This is a genomic window from Pseudarthrobacter sp. Hb11 (assembly GCF_059383655.1).
Genome location: NZ_JBWZCM010000001.1, coordinates 369173 through 391881 on the forward strand (window position 1 = coordinate 369173; position 22709 = coordinate 391881).

At 65.2% G+C, this 22709-nt stretch carries 21 protein-coding genes; 9 read left to right on the forward strand and 12 right to left on the reverse strand.

Annotated elements, in window-relative coordinates; genetic code table 11:
• Nucleotides 1-56: 56 nt before the first annotated feature.
• From AC50X7_RS01770 to AC50X7_RS01785, 4 genes are read right to left on the reverse strand one after another with little or no spacing between them, the layout of a single operon-like run.
• Nucleotides 57-416 (reverse strand): non-heme iron oxygenase ferredoxin subunit, encoded by a 360-nt coding sequence (locus AC50X7_RS01770; protein WP_494977479.1) that lies wholly within the window; start codon nucleotides 414-416, stop codon nucleotides 57-59.
• 23 nt (nucleotides 417-439) lie between these two features.
• Nucleotides 440-1723 carry a Fe-S cluster assembly protein SufD gene (sufD, locus tag AC50X7_RS01775; RefSeq protein ID WP_494977480.1) on the reverse strand — a complete coding sequence of 428 codons (1284 nt, stop codon included), beginning with the start codon at nucleotides 1721-1723 and terminating at the stop codon, nucleotides 440-442.
• 2 nt (nucleotides 1724-1725) lie between these two features.
• Nucleotides 1726-3189 carry a Fe-S cluster assembly protein SufB gene (sufB, locus tag AC50X7_RS01780; protein ID WP_494977481.1) on the reverse strand — a complete coding sequence of 488 codons (1464 nt, stop codon included), beginning with the start codon at nucleotides 3187-3189 and terminating at the stop codon, nucleotides 1726-1728.
• Nucleotides 3189-4031 carry a helix-turn-helix transcriptional regulator gene (locus AC50X7_RS01785; protein WP_494977482.1) on the reverse strand — a complete coding sequence of 281 codons (843 nt, stop codon included), beginning with the start codon at nucleotides 4029-4031 and terminating at the stop codon, nucleotides 3189-3191. Before AC50X7_RS01785 ends, sufB begins: the two co-directional genes overlap by 1 nt.
• Before the next feature lie 106 nt (nucleotides 4032-4137).
• Here AC50X7_RS01785 and AC50X7_RS01790 point away from each other — a divergent pair, with 106 nt between their 5' ends.
• From AC50X7_RS01790 to AC50X7_RS01800, 3 genes are read left to right on the forward strand one after another with little or no spacing between them, the layout of a single operon-like run.
• A complete protein-coding gene (locus AC50X7_RS01790; RefSeq protein WP_494977483.1) occupies nucleotides 4138-5106 on the forward strand; it encodes an ABC transporter ATP-binding protein in 969 nt (322 codons plus the stop codon).
• The gene (locus tag AC50X7_RS01795; RefSeq protein ID WP_494977484.1) at nucleotides 5103-5924 is read left to right on the forward strand and encodes an ABC transporter permease; all 822 of its coding nucleotides are present in this window, start codon (nucleotides 5103-5105) and stop codon (nucleotides 5922-5924) included. Before AC50X7_RS01790 ends, AC50X7_RS01795 begins: the two co-directional genes overlap by 4 nt.
• Before the next feature lie 7 nt (nucleotides 5925-5931).
• Nucleotides 5932-6876 (forward strand): COX15/CtaA family protein, encoded by a 945-nt coding sequence (locus tag AC50X7_RS01800; RefSeq protein ID WP_494977485.1) that lies wholly within the window; start codon nucleotides 5932-5934, stop codon nucleotides 6874-6876.
• Between the two features lie 222 nt (nucleotides 6877-7098).
• Here the strand turns inward: AC50X7_RS01800 and AC50X7_RS01805 are convergent, their stop codons facing one another.
• Nucleotides 7099-8058, reverse strand: a complete 960-nt coding sequence (locus AC50X7_RS01805) for a heme o synthase (protein WP_494977818.1) — start codon at nucleotides 8056-8058, stop codon at nucleotides 7099-7101.
• Between the two features lie 517 nt (nucleotides 8059-8575).
• Between AC50X7_RS01805 and tkt the strand changes: the two genes are divergently transcribed.
• Genes tkt through pgl form a run of 6 tightly spaced genes read left to right on the forward strand, consistent with a single transcriptional unit; the run spans nucleotide 8576 to nucleotide 16810 of the window.
• The gene (tkt, locus tag AC50X7_RS01810; protein WP_494977819.1) at nucleotides 8576-10693 is read left to right on the forward strand and encodes a transketolase; all 2118 of its coding nucleotides are present in this window, start codon (nucleotides 8576-8578) and stop codon (nucleotides 10691-10693) included.
• Between the two features lie 28 nt (nucleotides 10694-10721).
• The gene (tal, locus tag AC50X7_RS01815; protein WP_494977486.1) at nucleotides 10722-11837 is read left to right on the forward strand and encodes a transaldolase; all 1116 of its coding nucleotides are present in this window, start codon (nucleotides 10722-10724) and stop codon (nucleotides 11835-11837) included.
• 6 nt (nucleotides 11838-11843) lie between these two features.
• Nucleotides 11844-13478, forward strand: a complete 1635-nt coding sequence (locus AC50X7_RS01820) for a glucose-6-phosphate isomerase (protein WP_494977487.1) — start codon at nucleotides 11844-11846, stop codon at nucleotides 13476-13478.
• 14 nt (nucleotides 13479-13492) lie between these two features.
• On the forward strand, nucleotides 13493-15064 hold the full coding sequence (gene zwf / locus AC50X7_RS01825) for a glucose-6-phosphate dehydrogenase (RefSeq protein WP_494977488.1): 1572 nt from the start codon (nucleotides 13493-13495) through the stop codon (nucleotides 15062-15064).
• On the forward strand, nucleotides 15061-16002 hold the full coding sequence (locus AC50X7_RS01830; RefSeq protein WP_494977489.1) for a glucose-6-phosphate dehydrogenase assembly protein OpcA: 942 nt from the start codon (nucleotides 15061-15063) through the stop codon (nucleotides 16000-16002). The genes zwf and AC50X7_RS01830 overlap by 4 nt, the downstream gene beginning before the upstream one ends.
• Nucleotides 15992-16810: a 6-phosphogluconolactonase gene (gene pgl / locus AC50X7_RS01835; RefSeq protein ID WP_494977490.1), complete on the forward strand. Its 819-nt coding sequence runs from the start codon at nucleotides 15992-15994 to the stop codon at nucleotides 16808-16810. The genes AC50X7_RS01830 and pgl overlap by 11 nt, the downstream gene beginning before the upstream one ends.
• Here the strand turns inward: pgl and AC50X7_RS01840 are convergent.
• The 7 genes from AC50X7_RS01840 to whiA form a co-directional block, all read right to left on the reverse strand.
• The gene (locus tag AC50X7_RS01840) at nucleotides 16763-17158 is read right to left on the reverse strand and encodes an RNA polymerase-binding protein RbpA (protein WP_494977491.1); all 396 of its coding nucleotides are present in this window, start codon (nucleotides 17156-17158) and stop codon (nucleotides 16763-16765) included. The genes pgl and AC50X7_RS01840 overlap by 48 nt on opposite strands.
• 111 nt (nucleotides 17159-17269) lie before the next feature.
• On the reverse strand, nucleotides 17270-17527 hold the full coding sequence (secG, locus tag AC50X7_RS01845) for a preprotein translocase subunit SecG (protein WP_307095161.1): 258 nt from the start codon (nucleotides 17525-17527) through the stop codon (nucleotides 17270-17272).
• A gap of 50 nt (nucleotides 17528-17577) precedes the next feature.
• Complete coding sequence (gene tpiA, locus AC50X7_RS01850) at nucleotides 17578-18393, reverse strand: triose-phosphate isomerase (protein WP_494977492.1); 816 nt, start codon at nucleotides 18391-18393, stop codon at nucleotides 17578-17580.
• A gap of 99 nt (nucleotides 18394-18492) precedes the next feature.
• A complete protein-coding gene (locus tag AC50X7_RS01855) occupies nucleotides 18493-19719 on the reverse strand; it encodes a phosphoglycerate kinase (protein ID WP_494977493.1) in 1227 nt (408 codons plus the stop codon).
• 10 nt (nucleotides 19720-19729) lie between these two features.
• Entirely contained in the window at nucleotides 19730-20740 is a 1011-nt protein-coding gene (gene gap / locus AC50X7_RS01860; protein WP_307095167.1) for a type I glyceraldehyde-3-phosphate dehydrogenase, read from the reverse strand.
• 262 nt (nucleotides 20741-21002) lie between these two features.
• Nucleotides 21003-21629 carry a superoxide dismutase gene (locus AC50X7_RS01865; protein ID WP_307095169.1) on the reverse strand — a complete coding sequence of 209 codons (627 nt, stop codon included), beginning with the start codon at nucleotides 21627-21629 and terminating at the stop codon, nucleotides 21003-21005.
• Between the two features lie 99 nt (nucleotides 21630-21728).
• Complete coding sequence (gene whiA / locus AC50X7_RS01870) at nucleotides 21729-22709, reverse strand: DNA-binding protein WhiA (protein ID WP_163163529.1); 981 nt, start codon at nucleotides 22707-22709, stop codon at nucleotides 21729-21731.

The following is a 22709-nucleotide window of genomic DNA, read 5'->3' on the forward strand; positions in this document are numbered from 1 at the left end:
GCCTGGCGGCTGCGGTGCGGTTCTCTGTCTGGAAGTTGGTTCGTAATTCTTTGGTGCTAGCTGAAGTTGGGGGCTTCGGCGCCGTTGAGGATGTTGGTGAAATCCACGTAGACCTCGTCTCCCCGGATCTCGACGGCGAACACCGGAACGGGATCGTAGGCCGGCAGCTGCAACGGTTCACCGGTGCGCAGGTCGAACTGCGAGCCGTGGCCCCAGCATTCGATGGCGCAACCCTCCACGTCACCCTCGGACAATGAAATGTCCGCGTGCGAGCAGGTGTCACCGATTGCGTGGATTTCCCCCATGGAGTCCTTAACGATCGCCACAGGGTAGTCGTCGATCAGGATCCGCAGCGCCTGCTTCAGCTGGATTTCATCCACCTTGCAGACAAGCTCGCCCTTTGGCTGGTCAGTCATCAGTAAACCGTGCCCCGTACCTTCTAGTTTTCCGTCAGCGCGAGTTCGCGCTCGACAGCGTCGGTCAGCCGCTCCTCGATGGAGGGAACCTTGATCTGCTGGATGATCTCGTTCAGGAAGCCGCGGACCACGAGGCGGCGGGCAACATCCTCCGGGATGCCGCGGGCCATCAGGTAGAACAGGTGCTCGTCATCCATCCGGCCGGTGGCGCTGGCGTGGCCGGCACCCTCGATCAGCCCGGTCTCGATTTCGAGGTTGGGCACGGAGTCGGCACGGGCGCCGTCGGTCAGCAGCAGGTTGCGGTTGGCCTCGTAGGTGTCGGTGCCTTCTGCCTCCTTGCGGATCAGGACATCACCAACCCACACTGCGTGGGCATTGCGGCCCTGCAGCGCGCCCTTGTAGAGGACGTTGGACTTGCAGTTGGGCACTGCGTGGTCCACGAACAGGCGCTGTTCCAGGTGCTGGCCGGCGTCAGCGAAGTACAGGCCGAACAGCTCGGCTTCGCCGCCGGGGGCGGTGAAGCGTGCCGACGGCGTGACGCGGACCAGGTCGCCGCCGAGGCTCACCATGACGTGCTTGAGCTTGGCGTCGCGGCCGATTTTTGCCTGCTGGGAGGAGGCGTGGACGGCGTCGTCGTTCCATTCCTGCAGCGAGATCACGGTGAGGTTGGCGCCGTCTTCCACGATGATTTCGACGTTCTCGGAAACGACGGCGGAGCCCCTGTGGTTCAGGACAACAACTGCCTTGGAGAACTTCTCTGCCACGATCACGAGGTGCTGGGCGGCGGCGTCGAGGGAGGTGCCTTCGATGTCGACGGAGATCTCCGTCAGGGCTTCGAATTCCGACGGGATGGTCACCACGGTGGCCCCGGCGAAGTTTTCCCACGCGTTGGCGGACACCCGGTCCTCGGGGATACCGGCGGTGCCAATCCGCTGGTCGTCCCGGTTCACGCTTTCCACAATGACCTGCTCCGGACCGTTGACTACCACGGTGGGAGCCGCGCCGGACAGGACCTCGGCGTGCAGCCCGCGGAGGCGCTTCAGCGGGGTGAAGCGCCAGTCCTCCTCCATGCCGGTAAGCGGCTTGAAGTCGGCAAGCGTGTAGGACGTCAGGCGGCCGGCACGTGAGCTGTCCGGAATGCCTACACCGCCGCCGTGGGAGTGGCTCTTGGCCGAGGCGCCCGCAAGGGGGGCCTTGGAGCCGGCATTGATCGGCGAAAGGCTCTCGCCTTCTTCGGTGAAGCCGTCAATGAACGGCTGGGCTGAGGGCGCGCCGATGCGTGCCTTTTCAGTAGTGATTTCAGTCATCGTTATCCGACGGACCCTTCCATCTGCAGTTCAATCAGGCGGTTCAGCTCAAGTGCGTACTCCATGGGGAGCTCGCGGGCAATGGGCTCGATGAAGCCGCGGACGATCATCGCCATGGCTTCGTCTTCGCGCATGCCGCGGGACATCAGGTAGAAGAGCTGCTCTTCGCTGACCCGGGAAACAGTTGCCTCGTGGCCCATCACAACGTCGTCCTCACGGATGTCGATGTACGGGTAGGTGTCCGAGCGGCTGATGGTGTCAACCAGGAGCGCGTCGCAGCGAACGGTGTTTGCGGAGTGCTTGGCACCTTCGCGGACCTGGACCAGGCCGCGGTAGGCTGCGCGGCCGCCGCCGCGGGCCACCGACTTGGAGATGATGGAGCTCTTGGTGTTCGGAGCGATGTGGACCATCTTGGAGCCGGTGTCCTGGTGCTGGCCCTCGCCGGCAAAGGCGATGGACAGGGTCTCGCCCTTGGCGTGCTCACCCACGAGGTAGACGGCCGGGTACTTCATGGTGACCTTGGAACCGATGTTGCCATCGACCCATTCCATGGTGGCGCCCTCTTCGCAGATGGCGCGCTTGGTCACCAGGTTGTACACGTTGTTGGACCAGTTCTGGATGGTGGTGTACCGGACGCGGGCGCCCTTCTTGACGATGATTTCCACCACGGCAGAGTGTAGGGAGTCCGAGGTGTAGATCGGAGCCGTGCAGCCTTCGATGTAGTGGACGTAGGAGTCCTCGTCGGCGATGATCAGAGTCCGCTCGAACTGGCCCATGTTTTCCGTGTTGATACGGAAGTACGCCTGCAGCGGGATGTCTACGTGGACGCCCTTGGGGACGTACACGAAGGAGCCGCCGGACCAGACGGAGGTGTTCAGCGAGGCGAACTTGTTGTCGCCCACCGGGATGACAGTGCCGAAGTACTCCTGGAAGATCTCCGGGTGTTCCTTCAGTGCGGTATCGGTGTCCAGGAAGATGACGCCCTGGGCTTCGAGGTCCTCGCGGATCTGGTGGTAGACAACCTCGGACTCGTACTGGGCCGCAACACCGGACACGAGACGGCTCCGCTCAGCTTCCGGGATACCCAGCTTCTCGTACGTGTTCCGGATGTCCTCGGGCAGGTCCTCCCAGGTGGCAGCCTGCTTCTCGGTGGAGCGGACAAAGTACTTGATGTTGTCGAAGTCGATGCCCGACAGGTCCGCGCCCCAGGTGGGCATGGGCTTCCGGTCGAAGTACTTCAGGCCCTTGAGGCGCAGGTCAAGCATCCACTCCGGCTCGCTCTTCTTGGCCGAAATGTCCCGGACAACCTCTTCGTTGAGCCCACGGCGTGCGTTGGCACCGACGTCGTTTTTGTCAGCCCAGCCGTACTCGTAGTTGCCGATGCCGTGGAGCTCGGGATTCTTTTCGAGAATCTCCGAGATCACAGTGTTTTCGGCTACCGCTTTCTCTGATAGTTGGTCCGTCATCACGGCCTTTCTTGCTGATGGTTGGTTACTTCATTCAGGCTGGCGGGGGCTGCCGGGGGTCGCACGGACTCGTGGGCAGACAGCCGGCCTGTTGGTATATGGGTAGTGCAGACGTGTCCGCCGCGGGCCAGTGTGGAGAGGCGCCGGACGTCGACGCCCACCAGCCTCGAGAACACTTCGGTTTCCACGTCGCAAAACACGGGGAACCGGGCGGCGAGCTGCTGGATGGGGCAGTGCCCCTGGCACAGCTGCACGCTGGACAGGGCCGCCGGCAGTGGGGGCTTGGCCTCGATGGAAGCGGCGGAGGCCACGAAATTGTCGCGGCTCAGGGCGTCCGCCAAAGCTTTGGCGCGGTCCGTGATGTCCGGACCGGCCGCGTCAATTTCCGGAGCGTAGCGGCGTTCCATCTCAGAGAAGCGCTCGACGGCGAATGCCCGCACCGCGTCCGGGCCGGCAACTTTTTGCAGCTCCTGGAGCGCCAGGGCGGCAATGCCCAGGTAGTCGTTTCCGAGGCTCGACTGTCCCTGGGAGCTGAGGACGTAGCGACGTGCGGGACGGCCTGCCCCGGCGCCGGACTTGGCCACCCGCTTGACTTCGATAACGCCTGCACGGGCTAAATGGTCCAGGTGCCGTCGTACCGCCGCCGGAGTGAACCCCAGGAGGTCCCCGAGTTCAGCGGCGCTGACGGGTCCATGTTCCAGGACGGCCGAGAGGACGCGGTCCCGGGTACGCTCATCGGCGTCAGCCACCGGACCGAGAGCCGGACGGCCGCGGTCATCGGGAGCCCGCGAGGCCCCGTGAGCTGCAAAAGGCACAGCAGTAGCGTTGGTCATGGAATACACAACACAATAGTGTCGTAATTTAGTCCCGTGTTCCAGTAAGGACAGGCTGACCTGAGCAAGCCGCTCCAAGGACTTCAGAAAATACTACATCCCGTAGAATACTGTGGTGCGATCCCCCCAATCCCCGGTTCTGTCCATCAACGGGCTAGTTAAGGATGTAGGCCCGCTTGCAAGCCTGGACGGAAAAATGCTTCGGGTAGTGAGCGGTGTTTCCCTCGTCGCCGAACGCGGGCAGGTCACCGCCCTGCTGGGCGCCAACGGCGCGGGAAAAACAACCACCCTCGAATGTGCGCAGGGCCTTCAGAAGCGAAGCGGCGGCGACATCTCGTTGCTGGGCCAGGACCCCGCAACTGCAGGGGCGGAACTCCGCTCACGCGTGGGTGTGATGCTTCAGGACGGCGGGCTGCCGCCGTCGTCCAGGCCCGTACCCCTGCTGCAGCACATCGCCGGACTGTACGCACAGCCCTGGCCCGTGGACGACCTTATTGAGCGGCTGGGTATTGACGCGTTCAGCCGGACTACCGTCCGCCGGCTTTCCGGCGGACAAAAGCAACGCCTGGCCCTTGCCGCCGCGCTGATCGGCAGGCCCGAAGTCCTGTTCCTTGACGAGCCCAGCGCCGGCCTGGACCCGCAGTCCCGTCAACTCGTGTTCGACCTGATTTCCGAGCTGCGCGACGCCGGGATGGGCATCATCCTCACCACGCACCTGATGGACGACGCCCAGCGGCTGGCCGACTACGTCTACATCATCGACGGCGGCCGGAACGTCGCCGAGGGAACGGTCCAGGAACTGCTTCACCGCAGTCCAGCCGTGGAAGCGGGCGCGGACCACATCCGGACGCTGGAGTTCGAGGCGGTTCCGGGCCTGGATTTTGCCGCCGTCCTGCCGGACGGCATCGATATCGCCGAAACCCGCGCAGGCAGCTACTGCGTTACGGGCACCCTGACTCCCGGCCACCTCGCGGCACTCGCGGGCTGGTGGGAAGCGCACGGCATTATGCCTGCTTCAATGAGCCTGCAGGCGCGTAGCCTTGAAGACGTCTTTCTGGATATCTCGGGAAAGGGCATCCGATGAAGGGGACAGCCTCCGGCGCAGCCGGCGCCACTCCAGGCAACGCCCCGATCGCCCCTTTGGGCGGGGTCTCGGGCCGGCAGCAGCCCGCTTCCCTGCTGCGCCGCGTGCTGCTGCAGGGCAAGTACGAGGCCTTGGCCATGCTCCGGAACGGCGAGCAGCTGATCCTGGCAGTGGTGCTGCCGCTCCTGGCGCTTGTAGGCCTGACCGTGACGCCGTTTTTGGACGGGCTCGGGGGCAACCGCGTCGACATCGCCGTACCGGGAATCCTGGCACTGTGCGCCATGTCCACCGCGTTCACCGGCCAGGGCATCGCCACCGGCTTCGACCGGCGGTATGGCGTGCTCCGCTTCCTTTCCACCACTCCCCTGGGCCGCGGCGGACTGATCGCCGGCAAAGCACTGTCAGTGCTGGCAGTCCTCTCCCTGCAGGTGGCCGTCGTCAGCGCAGTGGCCTTCTCCTTGGGATGGCGGCCGCAGGCAGCCGGCTGGGTGCCCGGCCTGTTCCTCCTGGCACTGGGCGCCGCCGCCTTTACCGCCCTGGGCCTGCTGGTGGCTGGCACCGTCCGGCCCGAAGCTACCCTCGCCATCACCAACCTGCTTTGGATCCTGTTGGGCGCTCTGGGCGGAATCGTCCTCCCGGCGGAACGCCTGCCTGCCGGCGCCCAGTCATTGGTGGAGTTCCTGCCCTCCGGCGCACTCGGTGAATCGCTGCGCGAGGCTTTCCTTGCCGGCACGCTGAATGGCGGCGCCACCCTCATCCTGCTGCTTTGGACTGTCATCGCCGGGGCAGCAGCCATCCGTTGGTTTAAGTGGAATTGAGATATCCGTGAGCACGGCTGCACGCCTCCCCCAGTTAGTTAACCGGCTGTCCTCCCGGCTGCCCCGCACCGTGGACGTCCGGGTCCGCCGCCTCGCGGTGGCCTCACTGATCGGCCAGACCGCTTTGGTGGTCACCGGCGGGGCCGTTCGGCTGACCGCCTCCGGCTTGGGCTGCCCCACCTGGCCGCGCTGCACTGACACATCCCTGGTGAACACCCCGGAAATGGGCATCCACGGTTTTATCGAGTTCGGCAACCGACTCCTCACCTTCGCCCTGGCCGCCGTCGCAGCCCTGATGCTGGTGTACCTGTGGAACCTCCGCAAGGAAAGGCGTGACCTTTTCCTGCTGGCCCTGGGCCTTCTGGCCAGCATCCCGGCGCAGGCTGTAATCGGCGGCATCACCGTCCTCACGAACCTCAACCCCTGGGTGGTTGGCCTTCACTTCCTGGTATCCATGGCGCTGGTGGTGTTTGCCACGCTGCTGGTGAACCGGGCCTTCGGCCGGACTGGACGGTTCCGTACTTCCTCCCATGCTGCCCTGCCGGGCGTTATGCGTCCGGTGACTGCCGCCGTCGCGCTCTTCTCCACCCTTGCCGTGATGCTGGGCGTGGTGGTGACCGGGGCCGGGCCCCATGCAGGCGATGCGGACGCCCCGCGCAACGGCCTGGACTGGGACCTGTTCTCCCACATCCACGCCGTTCCGGCCTACCTGGTAACGGCCGGCACGATGGTGGCACTCGCGCTGGTGTTCCTGCGCCGTATCAATGGGCCCTTCCGCACCGCCATCCTGGGACTCCTCGGCGTGACGCTCCTCCAGGCCGTGATCGGCTTCACCCAGTACTACAACGGCATTCCGGCACTGCTGGTGGCGGCGCACATGCTCGGCGCCGCGCTGCTGATGGTGGCGGCGACCAACGCCTGGGACATCGCCCGGTCCAGCCCACAGGCATAGCCCCCCGCTATATCCCCCAACGCCAAGCACCCCGGTTCCTAACGAACCGGGGTGCTTCTGTCCCTAACGACGCTCTATCACCTTCTGCACCGTTTCCCGAAACGCTCTCCCACCTAGGGGTGCAACAAACCCTCCTCCATCAGCGTGAGGAAGGGTGCAGGAGCCCGGCAGAAACAGAGCGTCGGGTGAGTACCGGTCATAAGTGCGAGAGCGTCGGGGTTCTCAGCCGGCCATGACCGCCGGCCCGATGAACGGATCAACCGCAAGGGCAATAAAGAGCAGGGTGAGGTAGCTGATGGAGCCGTGGAAGACCTTCATGGCCCGCTTGTCCGTGATGTCCTCGCGGTGGGCCCGGTTGTAGAGGGAATGCGACTCGTACAGGAACCAGGCCCCGGCCACTACGGCGGTCACCGTGTAGACCCAGCCTGCCCCGCCGGCGGGAACCATCAGCAGCGAGCAGGCCACCATGGCCCACGCGTAGAGGACCACCTGGACAGATACCACCTTGGCGCCGGCGATGGCTCCGAGCATGGGGACGTTGGCGTTCCGGTAGTCCTCGCCGTAGCGCATGGACAGCGGCCAATAATGCGGCGGGGTCCAGAGGAAGATGACCATAAAGAGGATGACTGCGGGCCACTCCACGGAGTTGGTGACAGCCGCCCAGGCAATCAGTACCGGGAAGCAGCCTGCCGCGCCGCCCCAGACGATGTTCTGAGCGGTCCGGCGCTTGAGGATGATCGTGTAGATCACCACGTAGAAGAAGATGGCGCCCAAGCCGAGCCAGGCGGCCAGCGGATTGGCGCCGAACCAGAGAATCGCAATGGCGGCCGCGCCCAAAAGCCAGGAGAAAATCAGCGCTTCACGCGGCGTGACTTCACCGGTGACCAGCGGACGGTTTTCCGTGCGGTGCATCAGCTTGTCGATGTCGCGGTCGATGTAGCAGTTGAAGGCCCCGGCGCTGCCCGCGGCGAAGGCGCCGCCCACGAGCGTTGCCAGGATCAGCCCGATGGATGGGAAGCCGCGCTCCGCATAAATCATCGTAGGCAGCGTGCTCACCAGCAGCAGCTCAATGACGCGCGGCTTGGTGAGGGCGAGATACGCCTTGGCCTTACGGGCAATCCCGGCTTTTGAAGCCCGGGATGCGTTCAGCGGCGTATCTGTAGTGCTCACGGTGGCAGTCACCCGTTCTGTTGGCAGTTCTGTCTGGCTGTCCAGCTGTGTCATGGGCCCGCCCGTCCGGGCGCCGGCGGAACCGGAATTATTGATTCGCGCCTTGGCCGGGAAGTCTCGGGGAGCTGAAAAAAGGTCCCCCGCCCGGCGCTGGCCTCCAAATATCATACCGTGCCTGGCCCCTCCCAACGGCCCGCCATTTGGTGCTGGTGATCGCTCGCGCATGGATTCGAGCAGATTAACTCAGCCTCACTTCCGGCGGATTCACATAAGCCGAAATTGCGTCCACAACGTGAGATTTCCGCCGCCCGAGGAGTGGAATAGAGCTAAGCTGTCACCAGATCAGCACGCAGCAGGGAAGCAGTGGAAAACGCATTCCGGAACTGGCCAGTGGCTGAGTGGAAAAATCAACGTTTCGATGGTGAACGGCTGGTACACACCGCAGCGGGCGCCCTACAACGTGCCTTCCCGCGGATCCGGTGTGCCGCCTGCCATCAGCACAGAGAGGGGCCCGGTTTTCGTGCCACATTTGGAAGAGCAAGAACTGTCTTGGACCAGCCTGGACCAGCGCGCGGTGGATACCATCCGCGTACTGGCTGCAGACGCCGTGGAGAAGGTGGGCAACGGCCACCCCGGAACGGCGATGAGCCTGGCGCCCGCCGCGTACCTGCTTTTCCAAAAACTGATGCGCCACGATCCGCGCAATCCGGACTGGCTGGGCCGCGACCGCTTTGTCCTGTCCCCGGGCCACACTTCGCTCACCCTTTACATCCAGTTGTTCCTCTCCGGTTACGGCCTGGAGCTGAAGGACCTTGAGGCGCTGCGCACCTGGGGTTCGCTGACCCCGGGCCACCCCGAGTACAAGCACACCGCCGGCGTGGAAATCACCACCGGCCCGCTGGGCCAGGGCCTGGCGTCCTCGGTTGGCTTCGCCTACTCGCAGCGCCGGATGCGCGGCCTGTTCGACGCCGATGCCCCCGCCGGCGAGAGCCCGTTTGACCACACCATCTGGGTCATCGCCTCCGACGGCGACCTCCAGGAAGGCGTCACGGCCGAGGCTTCCTCGCTGGCCGGCCACCAGGAACTGGGCAACCTCGTGGTTGTCTACGATGAGAACCACATCTCCATCGAGGACGATACCGACATCGCCTTCACCGAGGATGTCCTGAAGCGCTACGAAGCCTACGGCTGGCACGTCCAGCGCGTGGACTGGACCAAAACCGGCGAATACAAGGAAGACGTCCAGGAGCTCTACTCGGCGCTCCTCGCGGCCAAGGCTGAGACGTCCAAGCCGTCCATCGTGTCGCTGCGCACCATCATCGGCTACCCGGCGCCCAAGAAGCAGAACACCGGCAAGATCCACGGTTCAGCACTCGGTGCCGAGGAAGTCGCAGCCCTGAAGGAGGTCCTGGGCTTTGACCCGGCCAAGTCCTTCGACGTGGACCAGGACGTCCTGGCCCACGCCCGCGCCGTGGTGGACCGCGGTGCTGCCGCCCGCAAGGAATGGGAAGAGTCATTCAACGCCTGGCAGGCCGCCAACCCCGAAGGCGCAGCCCTGCTGCAGCGCATCGAGGCCAAGGAACTGCCGAATGATGTTGACGCTGCCCTTCCGGTCTTCCCCGCCGGCAAGGACGTCTCCACCCGCGCAGCCTCAGGCAAGGTCCTCAACGCCCTCGGCCCGGTCCTGCCCGAACTGTGGGGCGGTTCGGCCGACCTCGCAGAGTCGAACAACACCACCATCGAGGGCTCGCCGTCGTTCGTTCCAGCGTCCAAGCAGACGGACGCCTGGAAGGGCAACCCCTACGGCCGGGTCCTGCACTTCGGTATCCGCGAGCACGCTGCCGCCTCCATCGTGAACGGCATCAGCCTGCACGGCCGCACCCGGGCGTTCTCCGGCACCTTCCTGATCTTCAGCGACTACCAGCGCCCCGCCATCCGCCTCGGCGCGCTGATGGGTGTCCCGTCCCTGTACGTCTGGACGCACGACTCCATCGGCCTGGGCGAGGACGGCCCCACCCACCAGCCGGTGGAACAGCTCGCCACCCTGCGCGCCATCGTGGGCCTGGACGTTGTCCGCCCCGGTGACGCCAACGAAGTGGCCGTTGCCTGGAAGACCATGCTGGAAAACCACTCCAACCCGGCCGGCATCGTGCTGACCCGCCAGAACATCCCCACCTGGGAGCGCGGCGAAGGCGTAGCCGACGGCGACACGTTCGGTTCCGTCGCCGGCGTCGCCAAGGGCGGCTACGTCCTGGCCGAAGCGGCCAAGGACGGCGCCACCGTCCCGGCCGACGTCATCCTCATCGGCACCGGCTCCGAGGTCCAGCTGGCCGTCCAGGCCCGCGAAGCCCTGCAGGCCGAAGGCATCGCCGCCCGCGTTGTCTCGATGCCCTGCGTCGAATGGTTCAACAAGCAGGACCCCGCCTACCGCGAGTCGGTCCTGCCGGCCGCCGTCAAGGCCCGTGTTTCCGTTGAAGCAGGACTGTCCCTGGGCTGGAAGGAATTCGTCGGCGACGCCGGCCGTTCCATCAGCCTCGAGCACTACGGCGCTTCCGCCGACTACAAGCGCCTCTTCCAGGAGTTCGGCATCACCGCAGAAGCAGTTGCCGCGGCCGCCAAGGACTCCCTCGCCGGCCTCCAGGCCTAAATCCCGATTTCCTAGGAGATACAGAACAATGACTACTCCCACCCAACAGCTGTCCGACGCCGGAGTTTCCATCTGGCTCGACGACCTTTCCCGCGGACGGCTCGACACCGGCACCCTCGCAAAGCTCATCGAAGAGAAGAACGTGGTTGGCGTGACCACCAACCCGTCAATCTTCCACGCCGCCATCACGACCAGCGCCGACTACGACGGCACGATCGCAAAGCAGGCAGCAGCCGGCGCGTCCGTCGAGGACACCATCTTCGAGATCACCACCACCGACGTCGCAGACGCCTGCGACCTGTTCGCACCCGTGGCTGCAGCCACCAACGGCGTGGACGGCCGCGTTTCCATCGAAGTTGACCCACGGCTGGCCTGGGACACCGCCGGAACCATCGCCGAAGCCAAGCACCTGTACAAGAGGGTCAACAGGGACAACGTCCTGATCAAGATCCCGGCCACGCTCGAGGGCCTCGAGGCCATCACCGCCACCCTGGCCGAGGGCATCAGCGTCAACGTGACCCTGATCTTCTCCCTGGAGCGCTACCGCGCGGTCATCAACGCCTTCCAGACCGGCCTGGAGCAGGCCAAGGAAAACGGCCACGACCTCTCCAAGATCCACTCCGTTGCCTCGTTCTTCGTCTCCCGCGTGGACGCCGAAATCGACAAGCGCCTCGACGCCCTGGGCACCGATGAGGCCAAGGCACTAAAGGGCAAGGCCGGCCTGGCCAACGCCCGCCTGGCCTACCAGGTCTACGAAGAGCTCTTCGCCACCGAACGCTGGGCCCTGCTGGCCGAAGCCGGCGCACTCCCCCAGCGTCCCCTGTGGGCTTCCACCGGCGTGAAGGACCCGGCCTACCCGGACACCCTCTACGTCACCGAGCTGGTCGCCCCCGGCGTCGTGAACACCATGCCCGAAAAGACGCTTGACGCCACCTTCGACCACGGCGTGGTCACCGGGGACACCGTCACCGGCACCTACACCGAAGCCAACAACACCCTCGACGCGCTCGAAAAGCTCGGCATCTCCTACAACGACGTCGTGGCAATCCTTGAATCGGAAGGCCTGGACAAGTTCGTGGCCAGCTGGAAGGAACTGCTCGGCGACGTCGAGGGCGCCCTCGCCTCAGCACGGAAGGCTTCCTAACCACCAATGAGCACACTCAGCTACGAAGCCACAGGTGCCGCGCAGCAGGCACTGGAACACCACCTCCCCACCCTGGTGGAGGACCGCATCGCCACCCGGATCTTCGCGAAGGACCACACCCTCTGGGGTTCCGACGCCGAAGCAGAGTCGGCCATCCGGCTCGGCTGGGTTGAGGCGGCCACCGTCTCCCAGCCGCTGGTAAAGGAGATCCTGGAACTCCGCGATGCCCTCCGCGCCGAAGGCGTTACCCGCATCGCGCTTTGCGGCATGGGCGGGTCCTCGCTGGCTCCGGAGGTCATTGCCGGCACCGCCGGCGTCGAGCTGACTGTGCTGGACAGCACGGACCCGGACCAGGTCCGTGCTGCCCTGGCGGACCGGCTGGCGGAGACGGCCATTGTGGTCTCCTCAAAGTCCGGTTCCACCGTTGAGACCGATTCCCAGCGGAGGGTCTTCGAGAAGGCGTTCAACGACGCCGGCATCGATGCCGCAAGCCGCATCATCATTGTCACCGATCCCGGCTCCCCGCTGGATAAGGCCTCCCGTGAGGCCGGCTACCGTGCGGTCTTCAACGCCGACCCCAACGTCGGCGGCCGCTTTTCCGCCCTCACCGCTTTCGGCCTGGTCCCCTCGGGCCTGGCCGGAGTTGACATCCAGGCCTTCCTGGATGAGGCCGAGGAAGCAGCAGAGATTCTCAACGAGGACGCTCCCGAAAACATCGGGCTGTCCCTCGGAACAGCGCTCGGCGGCACCAGCCCGCTGCGCAACAAGATCGTCATCGCCGAGGACGGTTCCGGCATCGTGGGCTTCGCCGACTGGGCTGAGCAGCTCATCGCCGAGTCCACGGGCAAGTTGGGCACCGGAGTACTGCCCGTGGTGGCCGGCCCGGACTCGCCGGAGGTCTCGTCGGATGCCGCCGATGTCCTGGTGGTCCGGCTGGTAGCCGCGGACGCCGACGTCGAACTCGGCGAGAACGAAGTTGCCATTGCAGGCGGGCTGGCCACCCAGATGATGGTCTGGGAGTTCGCCACCGCTGTGGCCGGACGCCTGCTGGGCATCAACCCATTCGACCAGCCGGATGTCGAGGCAGCCAAGATTGCTGCCCGCGGCCTGCTGGACGCGCAGCCGAAGCCGACGCCTGCAGCCTTTGTTGACGGCGCCATCGAGGTCCGCGGCGGCGACTGGCTCGCCGGAGCGTCCACCGCCGAAGAGGCAGTGCGTGCCTTGCTGGAAACCCTCCAGCCCGACAGCTACCTCAGCGTCCAGGCCTACTTCGACCGGCTCGCGTTCGCGCAGCTCGAGGGCATCCGCGACGAACTGGCAGCCGTTTCCGGCCGTCCCGTGACGTTTGGCTGGGGCCCCCGGTTCCTGCACTCCACCGGGCAGTTCCACAAGGGCGGCCCGGCCATCGGCGTGTTCCTCCAGGTCACTGCTGAGGCAGCCGAAGATCTTGCCATCCCGGACCGTCCCTTTACCTTCGGGAAGCTGATCTCGGCGCAGGCCGCCGGTGACGCCCAGGTCCTGAGCGAGCACGGCCGTCCGGTGCTTCGCCTGCACCTGACCAACCGGGCAGCCGGTGTGGCACAGTTGCAGGACATTATTGCTGCGCTGTCCGCCAGGTCAGCCTCCGTTACCGAAAGCTAAGGCACAGAAGCACCATGCCAGAAACTGAATACGGCAGGACGTCCGGCACGCGTGCCGGGAAACCGTTGCGGAATCCGCTCCGGGACCCCCGGGACCGCCGCCTGAGCCGGATCGCCGGTCCGTCATCGCTGGTGCTCTTCGGAGTCACCGGTGACCTTGCCCGCAAGAAGCTCATGCCGGCCGTGTACGATCTGGCCAACCGTGGGCTGCTGCCTCCCAGCTTCGCGCTGGTGGGCTTCGGCCGCCGCCCCTGGACGGATGAGGACTTCGCTGCCGAAGTGAAGGCCTCGGTGCAGGCCTACGCGCGCACCCCTTTTGACGAGGCTGTGTGGAACCAGCTCTCCGAGGGCATCCGGTTTGTCCAGGGTGAGTTCGACGACGACGGCGCGTTCGAGCGGCTCGGCGAGACCATCAAGGAGCTCGACGACGTCCGCGGCACCCGGGGGAACCACGCGTTCTACCTTTCGATCCCGCCCAAGGCGTTTGAGCAGGTCTGCCGGCAGCTGTCCAAGCACGGCCTGGCCCAGGCCGAGGGTGACAAGTGGCGCCGCGTGGTGATCGAGAAGCCGTTCGGGCACGACCTCGAGTCCGCCCGGCAGCTGAACGACATCGTCGAATCAGTGTTCCCGGCGGACGCGGTGTTCCGGATCGACCACTACCTGGGCAAGGAAACGGTCCAGAACATCCTGGCGCTGCGGTTCGCGAACCAGCTGTTCGAGCCGTTGTGGAACGCGAACTACGTGGACCACGTCCAGATCACCATGGCCGAGGACATCGGCACCGGTGGCCGGGCAGGGTATTACGACGGCGTGGGCGCGGCCCGCGACGTGATCCAAAACCACCTGCTCCAGCTCCTGGCCCTGACTGCGATGGAGGAGCCCATTTCCTTCAACGCCGATGACCTGCGCGCGGAGAAGGAAAAGGTCCTCGCCGCCGTCAAGCTTCCCGAGGACCTGTCCACGCACTCTGCGCGCGGCCAGTTCACCGGCGGCTGGCAGGGCGGCGAACAGGTCCAGGGCTACCTGGAGGAAGAAGGAATCCCGGCCGATTCCACCACCGAGACTTTCGCCGCGGTCCGGGTGGACATCCACACCCGCCGCTGGTCCGGTGTTCCGTTCTACCTGCGGGCGGGCAAGCGCCTGGGACGCCGCGTGACCGAAATCGCCGTCGTGTTCAAACGCGCCCCCAACCTGCTGTTCCGAGACCACAGTGAAGATGACTTCGGCCAGAACGCCGTGGTGATCCGGGTCCAGCCCGACGAAGGCGTGACCATCCGGTTCGGCTCCAAGGTCCCCGGCACGCAGATGGAAGTCCGCGACGTGACCATGGACTTCGGCTACGGGCACTCCTTCACCGAATCCAGCCCCGAGGCGTACGAGCGGCTGATCCTGGACGTGCTCCTGGGCGAACCGCCGCTCTTCCCGCGGCACGAGGAAGTGGAACTGTCCTGGAAGATCCTTGACCCGTTCGAGGAGTACTGGGAGCAGCTGAACGAACAGCCCGAGCCGTATGCCCCGGGCAGCTGGGGCCCCGCCTCTGCTGACGAGCTGCTGGCACGCGACGGACGAACCTGGAGAAGGCCATGATTGTAGACCTGCCGGACACCACCACCTCGAACGTTTCCAAGAAGCTGATGGCCCTGCGCGAACAGGGCGGCGTGATCGCCCTGGGCCGGGTACTGACCCTTGTGGTGGTCACCAAGTCAGGGCTTGAGGAAGAAGCGATCGAGGCAGCCAACGATGCCAGCCGCGAACACCCCTGCCGGATCATCGTGCTGGCCGACGCCGGGGCAAACGCCGAGGATAAGCTGGATGCCCAGATCCGCGTTGGCGGTGACGCGGGCGCGTCAGAAGTGATCGTGCTGCGCGGTTACGGCCAGCTCGCCCACGAAAGCGAATCCCTGGTCGCCGCGCTGCTGCTGCCGGACGCACCCATCGTGGCCTGGTGGCCGCACGGAGCGCCGGAAAACGCCTGCGAAACCTCCATTGGCAAGATCGCACACCGCCGGATCACCGATTCGGCGAACGAACCGGACCCGCAGGCTGCGCTGGAGAAGATCCACAAGACGTACCGGGCCGGGGACACGGACCTGGCCTGGACCCGCCTGACCAACTGGCGGATCCAGCTCGCCGCCGCCCTCGACGAGGTGGACGCGTCGCCGGTGACCGCCGTCGCCGTGGAAGGTGCCTCGGACTCCCCCAGCACCATCCTCCTGGCCGCGTGGCTCACCCTGAGCCTGGAAGCACCCGTGACCATCGTGGCGGACCCTGCCGGGACCGGCATCCGCCGCGTCCGGCTCACCCGCCCCGGTGGCGACGTCCAGCTGTTCCGCCCGGGACTGTCCGTGGCCGAGCTGACCCAGCCGGGCCAGCCCGCCCAACGGATCTCGCTTCCGCGCCGCAGCCTCCGCGACTGCCTTGCCGAGGAGCTGCGCCGCCTGGACCCGGACGAAGTGTTCGGGGAAGTGATTACTATGGGACTGCCACGTACCAATCTAAGGAGTGTCCGACCCAGTGAGCGTTGAGCCAAGAGTAAGCATTCATCCTGATTCGTCCGTGCTGATGGCGGCCATTGCGGCCCGCCTGATTACCAAGCTTGTTGATGTCCAGGACAAGTACGGTGAAGCTACCGTGGTCCTGACCGGCGGCACGGTGGGTATCGGCACCCTGAAGGCTGTTGCTGACTCTCCGGCGGCTCCCGCCGTCGACTGGTCCAAGGTCAACTTCTGGTGGGGCGATGAGCGGTTTGTCTCCTCGGATGACGCCGACCGGAACACGAAGCAGGCATTCAACGCCTTGCTCTCGCACATCCCGGTGGACCCGGACCGGATCCACGAACCGGGCTCCTCGGACCAGTTCGCTACTCCCGAAGAGGCCGCCGAGGATTATGCCCGCCAGTTGCGGGACGCGGCCGCCTCAGAACACGCTGCCGATATGTCCGATGACCGGCCGGAACAACCGGCTGCACTCCCCCGCCTGGATGTAGTCCTGCTGGGCGTGGGGCCGGACGCGCATGTCGCATCGCTGTTTCCCGAGCAGGCCGGCATCCGCGAAAAGGAACGGACGGTGGTGGGTGTGCGGAATTCGCCCAAGCCCCCTCCCCTGCGCGTTTCCCTGACGCTGCCGACGATTAATACGGCCGCTGAAGTATGGATGGTTGTTGCGGGCGAGGACAAAGCCGGTGCGGTGGGGTTGGCGCTTGCCGGCGCAAACCCTGTGCAGGTTCCCGCGGCGGGTCCGCGGGGAACTTCACAGACCCTGTGGCTCATCGATGAAAACGCCGCGTCACGCGTCCCGCAGCAACTCGTCCGGAAGGACGCCGCGGGCGCGTAGTCTTTCCAGCGCTCCGGCCAGGAGGTCTTCGGCGTCCTGGCTGGAGCGCCGCTCTTTAACGTATTCCAGGTGGCTCTTGAAGCCGTCCTCAAAGGAGTCCGCCTCAGCAGCCGGCACGCCGTCCCTCGCTGCCGCCGCGCCGCATCGCCGGCAGTCCCACACCGCCGGAAGCTGGTCCTCCGGAAGCTTGAGGAAGACCAACTGCGTTTCGTGCCCCTTGGCGCACCAGTACGACACCCGGATGCGCGGGAGGGTTTTTCCGTGGTCCTCGGCGGCCTGGAGGCTGGTCCCTGTCCCTGCCGTGACACCTGCCCGGGTGCCCCGGAAACCTGAGCTTGGATGTACCATCGGTGGCTCCCGCCTCTTAAACAGAACTGTGGCTGCCGGAATCCGACAGCCACAGTTTAGTTCGCAGATCTGCGTGGCGGCAGTGCCGCCCGAATCCTTTTTAGCAGTGCGTCAGGAGTCGCCGCTGCCCGTGAACCGCATAATCAGCCCCAGGGCGATGATCACGATGCCCCAGGTCACGCCGAGGATGACGGTGAACCTGTTGAGGTTGCGCTCGGCCACGCCTGAGGAGCTCAGCCCGGAACTCATGCCGCCACCGAACATGTCGGACAGTCCGCCGCCCCGTCCCTTGTGGAGGAGGATAAGCAACGTCAGCAGGAGGCTGGTGATGCCAAGGAGGATCTGCAGAATGACATGAAGAACGTCCACGACGGCCTTTCAGAAAGTTGGAATTGCGGGAGTATGCGCGGCGGGACGGACTAGTCCGTCACCAGGTGACTCTCGAACCTGACAATATTAGCAAACTCCGCCGGATCGAGGCTCGCGCCGCCCACCAGCAGGCCATCCACGTCCCGTTCCTTCAGGATTGCCGCGGCATTGTTGGCCTTGACGGATCCGCCGTACAGCAGGCGGGTCTTCGACGCCACGTCAGCTCCGAACAGCGACTCGAGCTCGGCGCGGATGGCGGCGCACATTTCCTGTGCATCTCCCGGTCCCGCTACTTCGCCTGTGCCGATGGCCCAGACGGGCTCGTAGGCCACCACAAGCTCGCTGGCCTGCTCCGGGGTAAGGCCTGCAACACCGGCGCGGAGCTGGGCCAGGGTGTGGTCCACGTGGGTGCCGGCCTGGCGGATCTCCAGGCCTTCTCCGACACAGAGCACGGGAACCACGTTGTGCTTGAAGGCGGCCTTCACCTTGGCGTTCAGGACGTCGTCGGACTCGTTGTGGATGGTCCGGCGTTCGCTGTGTCCCACCAGGACGTACCTGCAGCCCAGCTTGTTCAGGAACTGGCCGGAGATGTCACCGGTGTAGGCACCGGAGTCGAACTGCGAAAGGTCCTGGCCGCCGTAGGCAACTTCCAGGTCATCGCCCTGCACCAGGGTCTGCACGCCGCGGAGGTCGGTGAACGGCGGGAAGACGGCAACCTCAACCCGGCTGTAGTCGTGCTTGGCGTCGGAGAGGGTCCACGCGAGCTTCTGCAGGAGGGTGATGCCCTGCACGTGGTCCATGTTCATTTTCCAGTTGCCCGCGATAAAGGGCTTGCGGTCGAAAGCGCCGTTCGTTGACGTTGTCACATATTCTCCAAAAGTTTTGTTAAGTGTTCGGCCGGCAGGCTGCCGCGGGGCAACCTGCCGGCCGGAGGACGATAGGGCAAGTACTGCTGCCGGCTGTTCTTACCGGTCGAGGACGCTAAGCCCCGGGAGTTCCTTGCCTTCGAGGTATTCCAGGCTGGCACCGCCGCCGGTGGAAATGTGGCCGAACTGGTCATCAGCGAAACCGAGCGTTCGGACGGCAGCAGCCGAATCGCCGCCACCCACCACGGTGAACGCGCCGGTTTCGGTCAGCGACTGGGCAATGGCGCGAGTGCCGGCGGCGAAAGCTTCGAATTCGAAGACCCCCATCGGACCGTTCCAGAAGACGGTCTTGGCGCCCTTGATCTTGTCGGCAAAGACTGCTGCCGAGTCCGGTCCGATGTCCAGGCCGATGCCCTCTGCTCCGAAGCTGCTGCTTTCGATGGCGTCCGCGGCAACCGTCTCATGCGCGGCGTCGGCGGCGAACTTCCCGGCCACCACGACATCCGTGGGCACCACAAACTCGGTGCCGGCGTCGGCCGCCCGCTTCAGGTAGTCCTGGACCACGGGGATCTGGTCCTCCTCCAACAGGCTGGAGGCGACCTTGTGGCCGGCTGCGGCGAGGAACGTGAACAGCATGCCGCCGCCCACCAGGATGGTGTCCGCCTTGCCGAGCAGGTTGTCGATGACTGCAAGCTTGTCCGAGACCTTGGAACCGCCGAGCACCACCACGTAGGGGCGCTGGGTGTCCGCGGTGAGCTTGCGGAGCACTTCCACCTCCGTGTGTACGAGGTCGCCGAGGTAGGACGGGAGCCTAGTGGCGACGTCGTAGACGCTCGCGTGCTTGCGGTGCACAGCACCGAAGGCGTCGTCCACGTACGCGCCGTTGCCGCCGGTCAGTGCCACCAGCTCGTCAGCAAAGGCGCCGCGCTCGGCGTCGTCCTTACTGGTTTCGCGGGCATCGAAGCGGACGTTTTCCAGAACCAGCACTTTGCCGTCCTGCAGCGAGGCGGCAGCTTCCTTTGCCGAGCTGCCTACCGTGTCCGCGGCCAGGGTGACCTTGAAGCCCGCCAGTTCCGCCAGGCGGTTGACGGCGGGGCGAAGGGAGTACTTTTCCTCCGGGGCGCCCTTGGGGCGTCCGAGGTGGGCTGTTACCAGCACGCGGGCACCGGCGTCCGTGAGCTTTCCCAGCACTGGCAGTGAGGCCCTGATGCGGCCGTCGTCAGTCACTGTAGAGCCGTCGAGCGGCACATTCAGGTCGCTTCGAACCAGAATGTACCGCCCGCGGACACCTTCAGCGATCAGTTCGTTGAGGGTGTGAGATGTCATGTGTCTAACCCTAGCCCAGCTTGGCTGCCACAAGCTCCGTGAGGTCAACGAGGCGGTTGGAGTAGCCCCATTCGTTGTCGTACCAGGAAACAACCTTGACCTGGTTGCCGATCACCTTGGTGAGGCCGGAGTCGAAGATCGAGGATGCGGGATCGCCAACGATGTCCGAGGAGACGATCGGCTCGTCCGTGTAGGTCAAGAAGCCCTGCAGGTCCTCGGACTCCGCTGCGCGCTTGAGGACAGCGTTGACTTCCTCAACGGTGGTCTCACGGGAGACTGTGACGGTGAGGTCGGTGGCGGAGCCGGTGGGGACGGGGACGCGGATGGCGTAGCCGTCCAGCTTGCCCTTGAGTTCCGGCAGGACCAGGCCGATCGCCTTGGCTGCACCGGTGGACGTGGGAACCATGTTGACTGCGGCGGCGCGGGCGCGTCGCAGGTCCTTGTGCGGGCCGTCCTGCAGGTTCTGGTCCGCGGTGTAGGCGTGGACCGTGGTCATGAGGCCACGCTCGATGCCAAACTCGTCGTTAACCACCTTGGCCAGCGGGCCCAGGCAGTTGGTGGTGCAGGATGCGTTCGAGATGATGTGGTGCGTGGCGTTGTCGTACAGCTTGTGGTTAACGCCCATCACGATGGTGATGTCCTCGTCAGAGGCCGGGGCGGAAATCAGGACCTTCTTGGCGCCGGCGTCGATGTGCTTCTGTGCATCGGCGGCCTTGGTGAAGAAACCGGTGGATTCGATGACGATGTCCACGCCCAGCTCGCCCCACGGGAGGTTGGCGGGATCGCGCTCAGCCAAAACCTTGACGACGTTGCCGTTGACGACGATGTTGCCGTCCTTGACCTCGATGGTTTCCTTCAGGCGGCCGCCGACGGAGTCGTACTTGAACAGGTGTGCCAGCGCCTCGGGGCTGGTGAGGTCGTTGACTGCAACGATCTCCAGGTCCGCGCCCTGTGCGAGTGCTGCGCGGAAGTAGTTGCGGCCAATACGGCCAAAGCCGTTGATACCAATACGGGTCGTCACTTTTTCAGTCTCCTTGGTGCTTGAAAAGCACAACTAGTTGAGCGGGCTATCAAGCCAACTAACAGATCCCGCACGCCATTGGGCAGAGATGATTTACAGACGGAGGGCGACCAGCCTCATTGCTGAAGGCTAACCGCCTTCCGTGACCTATCTTACGTTTAACTGGGTCCGCCCCCGCAAGTGCGGGGGCGGACAGTCCACATTCCGGCCGGTTTACGCCCTAAATGTGAACTTTGTTACAGGCACGTGAAGCGGGTCACAACTACCGAAGGGTGATGAGTCCCGTGGCGTTGGTGCGTGCAGCCTCGAACCGCTTGGCGACGTCGGCCCAGTTCACAATGTTCCAGAAAGCCTTCACGTAGTCGGCCTTGACGTTGACGTAGTCCAGGTAGAAGGCGTGCTCCCACATGTCCAGCATCAGCAGCGGGGTGGTACCCAGCGCCGTGTTGCCCTGCTGGTCGTACAGCTGCTCGATGACCAGGTTCCCGCCGATGGGCTCATAGGCCAGGAAGCCCCAGCCGGAACCCTGAAGGCCAAGGGCGGCGGCCGAGAACTGGGCACGGAAGGCGTCGAAGGAACCGAAGGCGTCATCGATGGCCGCTGCCAGCTCACCTTCGGGCTTGTCCCCGCCGTCCGGAGACAGGTTGTTCCAGAACACGGAGTGGTTGACGTGTCCGCCGGTGTGGAACGCGAGGTCCTTGGACAGCCGGTTGATGTTGGCGAAGTTACCGGACTCCCGGGCTTCGGCCAGCTGGGCCAGGGCGTTGTTGGCGCCTGCCACGTAGGCTGCGTGGTGCTTGCTGTGGTGCAGCTCCATGATGCGCGCAGAGATGTGCGGCTCCAGGGCGGCGTAGTCGTAGCTGAGTTCGGGCAGTACGTACTCGGTCACAAAATCCTCCAATATCGTGGACACTCGGTCCGGTTGCTAACTCTCGGATTGTGCATCCGGGCGTCTGGCACCCGGAATCTTTTTGATTCTAAAGTGCTGTCACTCGTCCAGCATTTCGGGCGTCACATTCGCATCCGTACCCGGGATGCCCAGGTCCTGGGCCCGTTTGTCCGCCATGGCCAGCAGCCTGCGGATCCGCCCCGCAATGGCATCCTTGGTCATTACCGGATCGGCCAGGCGGCCAAGCTCGTCCAGGCTGGCCTGCTTGTGTGCCACCCGCAGCTCACCGGCGTACTTCAGGTGGTCCGGGACGTCGTCGCCCAAAATCTCCAGGGCCCTGTCCACGCGTGCACCGGCGGCAACGGCAGCCTGGGCGGAGCGGCGGAGGTTGGCGTCATCAAAGTTGGCGAGCCGGTTGGCGGTGGCGCGGACTTCCTTGCGCATCCGGCGTTCCTCCCAGACCATCAGCGCGTCGTGGGCCCCCATGCGAGTGAGGAGGGCTGCGATGGTGTCGCCGTCGCGGATGACCACGCGGTCCACTCCCCGGACTTCGCGTGCCTTCGCCTGGATGTCCAGCCGGCGTGCGGCGCCCACCAGAGCCAGGGCCGATTCCGGGCCCGGGCAGGTTACCTCCAGCGAGGAGGAGCGTCCGGGCTCGGTGAGAGAGCCGTGCGCAAGGAAGGCACCGCGCCATACAGCTTCGGCATCTGCAGCAGAGCCGTTGACGACGGCGGACGGCAGCCCCCGCACGGGGCGGCCGCGGCCATCGAGGAGGCCTGTCTGGCGGGCCAGCGCCTCGCCGTCGCGCACTACCCGGACGACGTACCGGCTGGCGCGCCGCAGTCCCCCGGCGGAAACCACGATGATCTCGCTTTGGTGGCCGTAGACTTCCGCGATGGCGGCCCGGAGGCGGCGGGCGGTGGAGGCCAGGTCCACTTCGGCCTCGATAACGATCCTGCCGGAAATGATGTGGAGTCCGCCGGCAAAGCGGAGCATGGCGGAGACTTCGGCCTTCCGGACTGATGACTTTTTGATGTCCAGACGGGACAGTTCTTCTTTGACTGATGCTGTCAGTGCCAT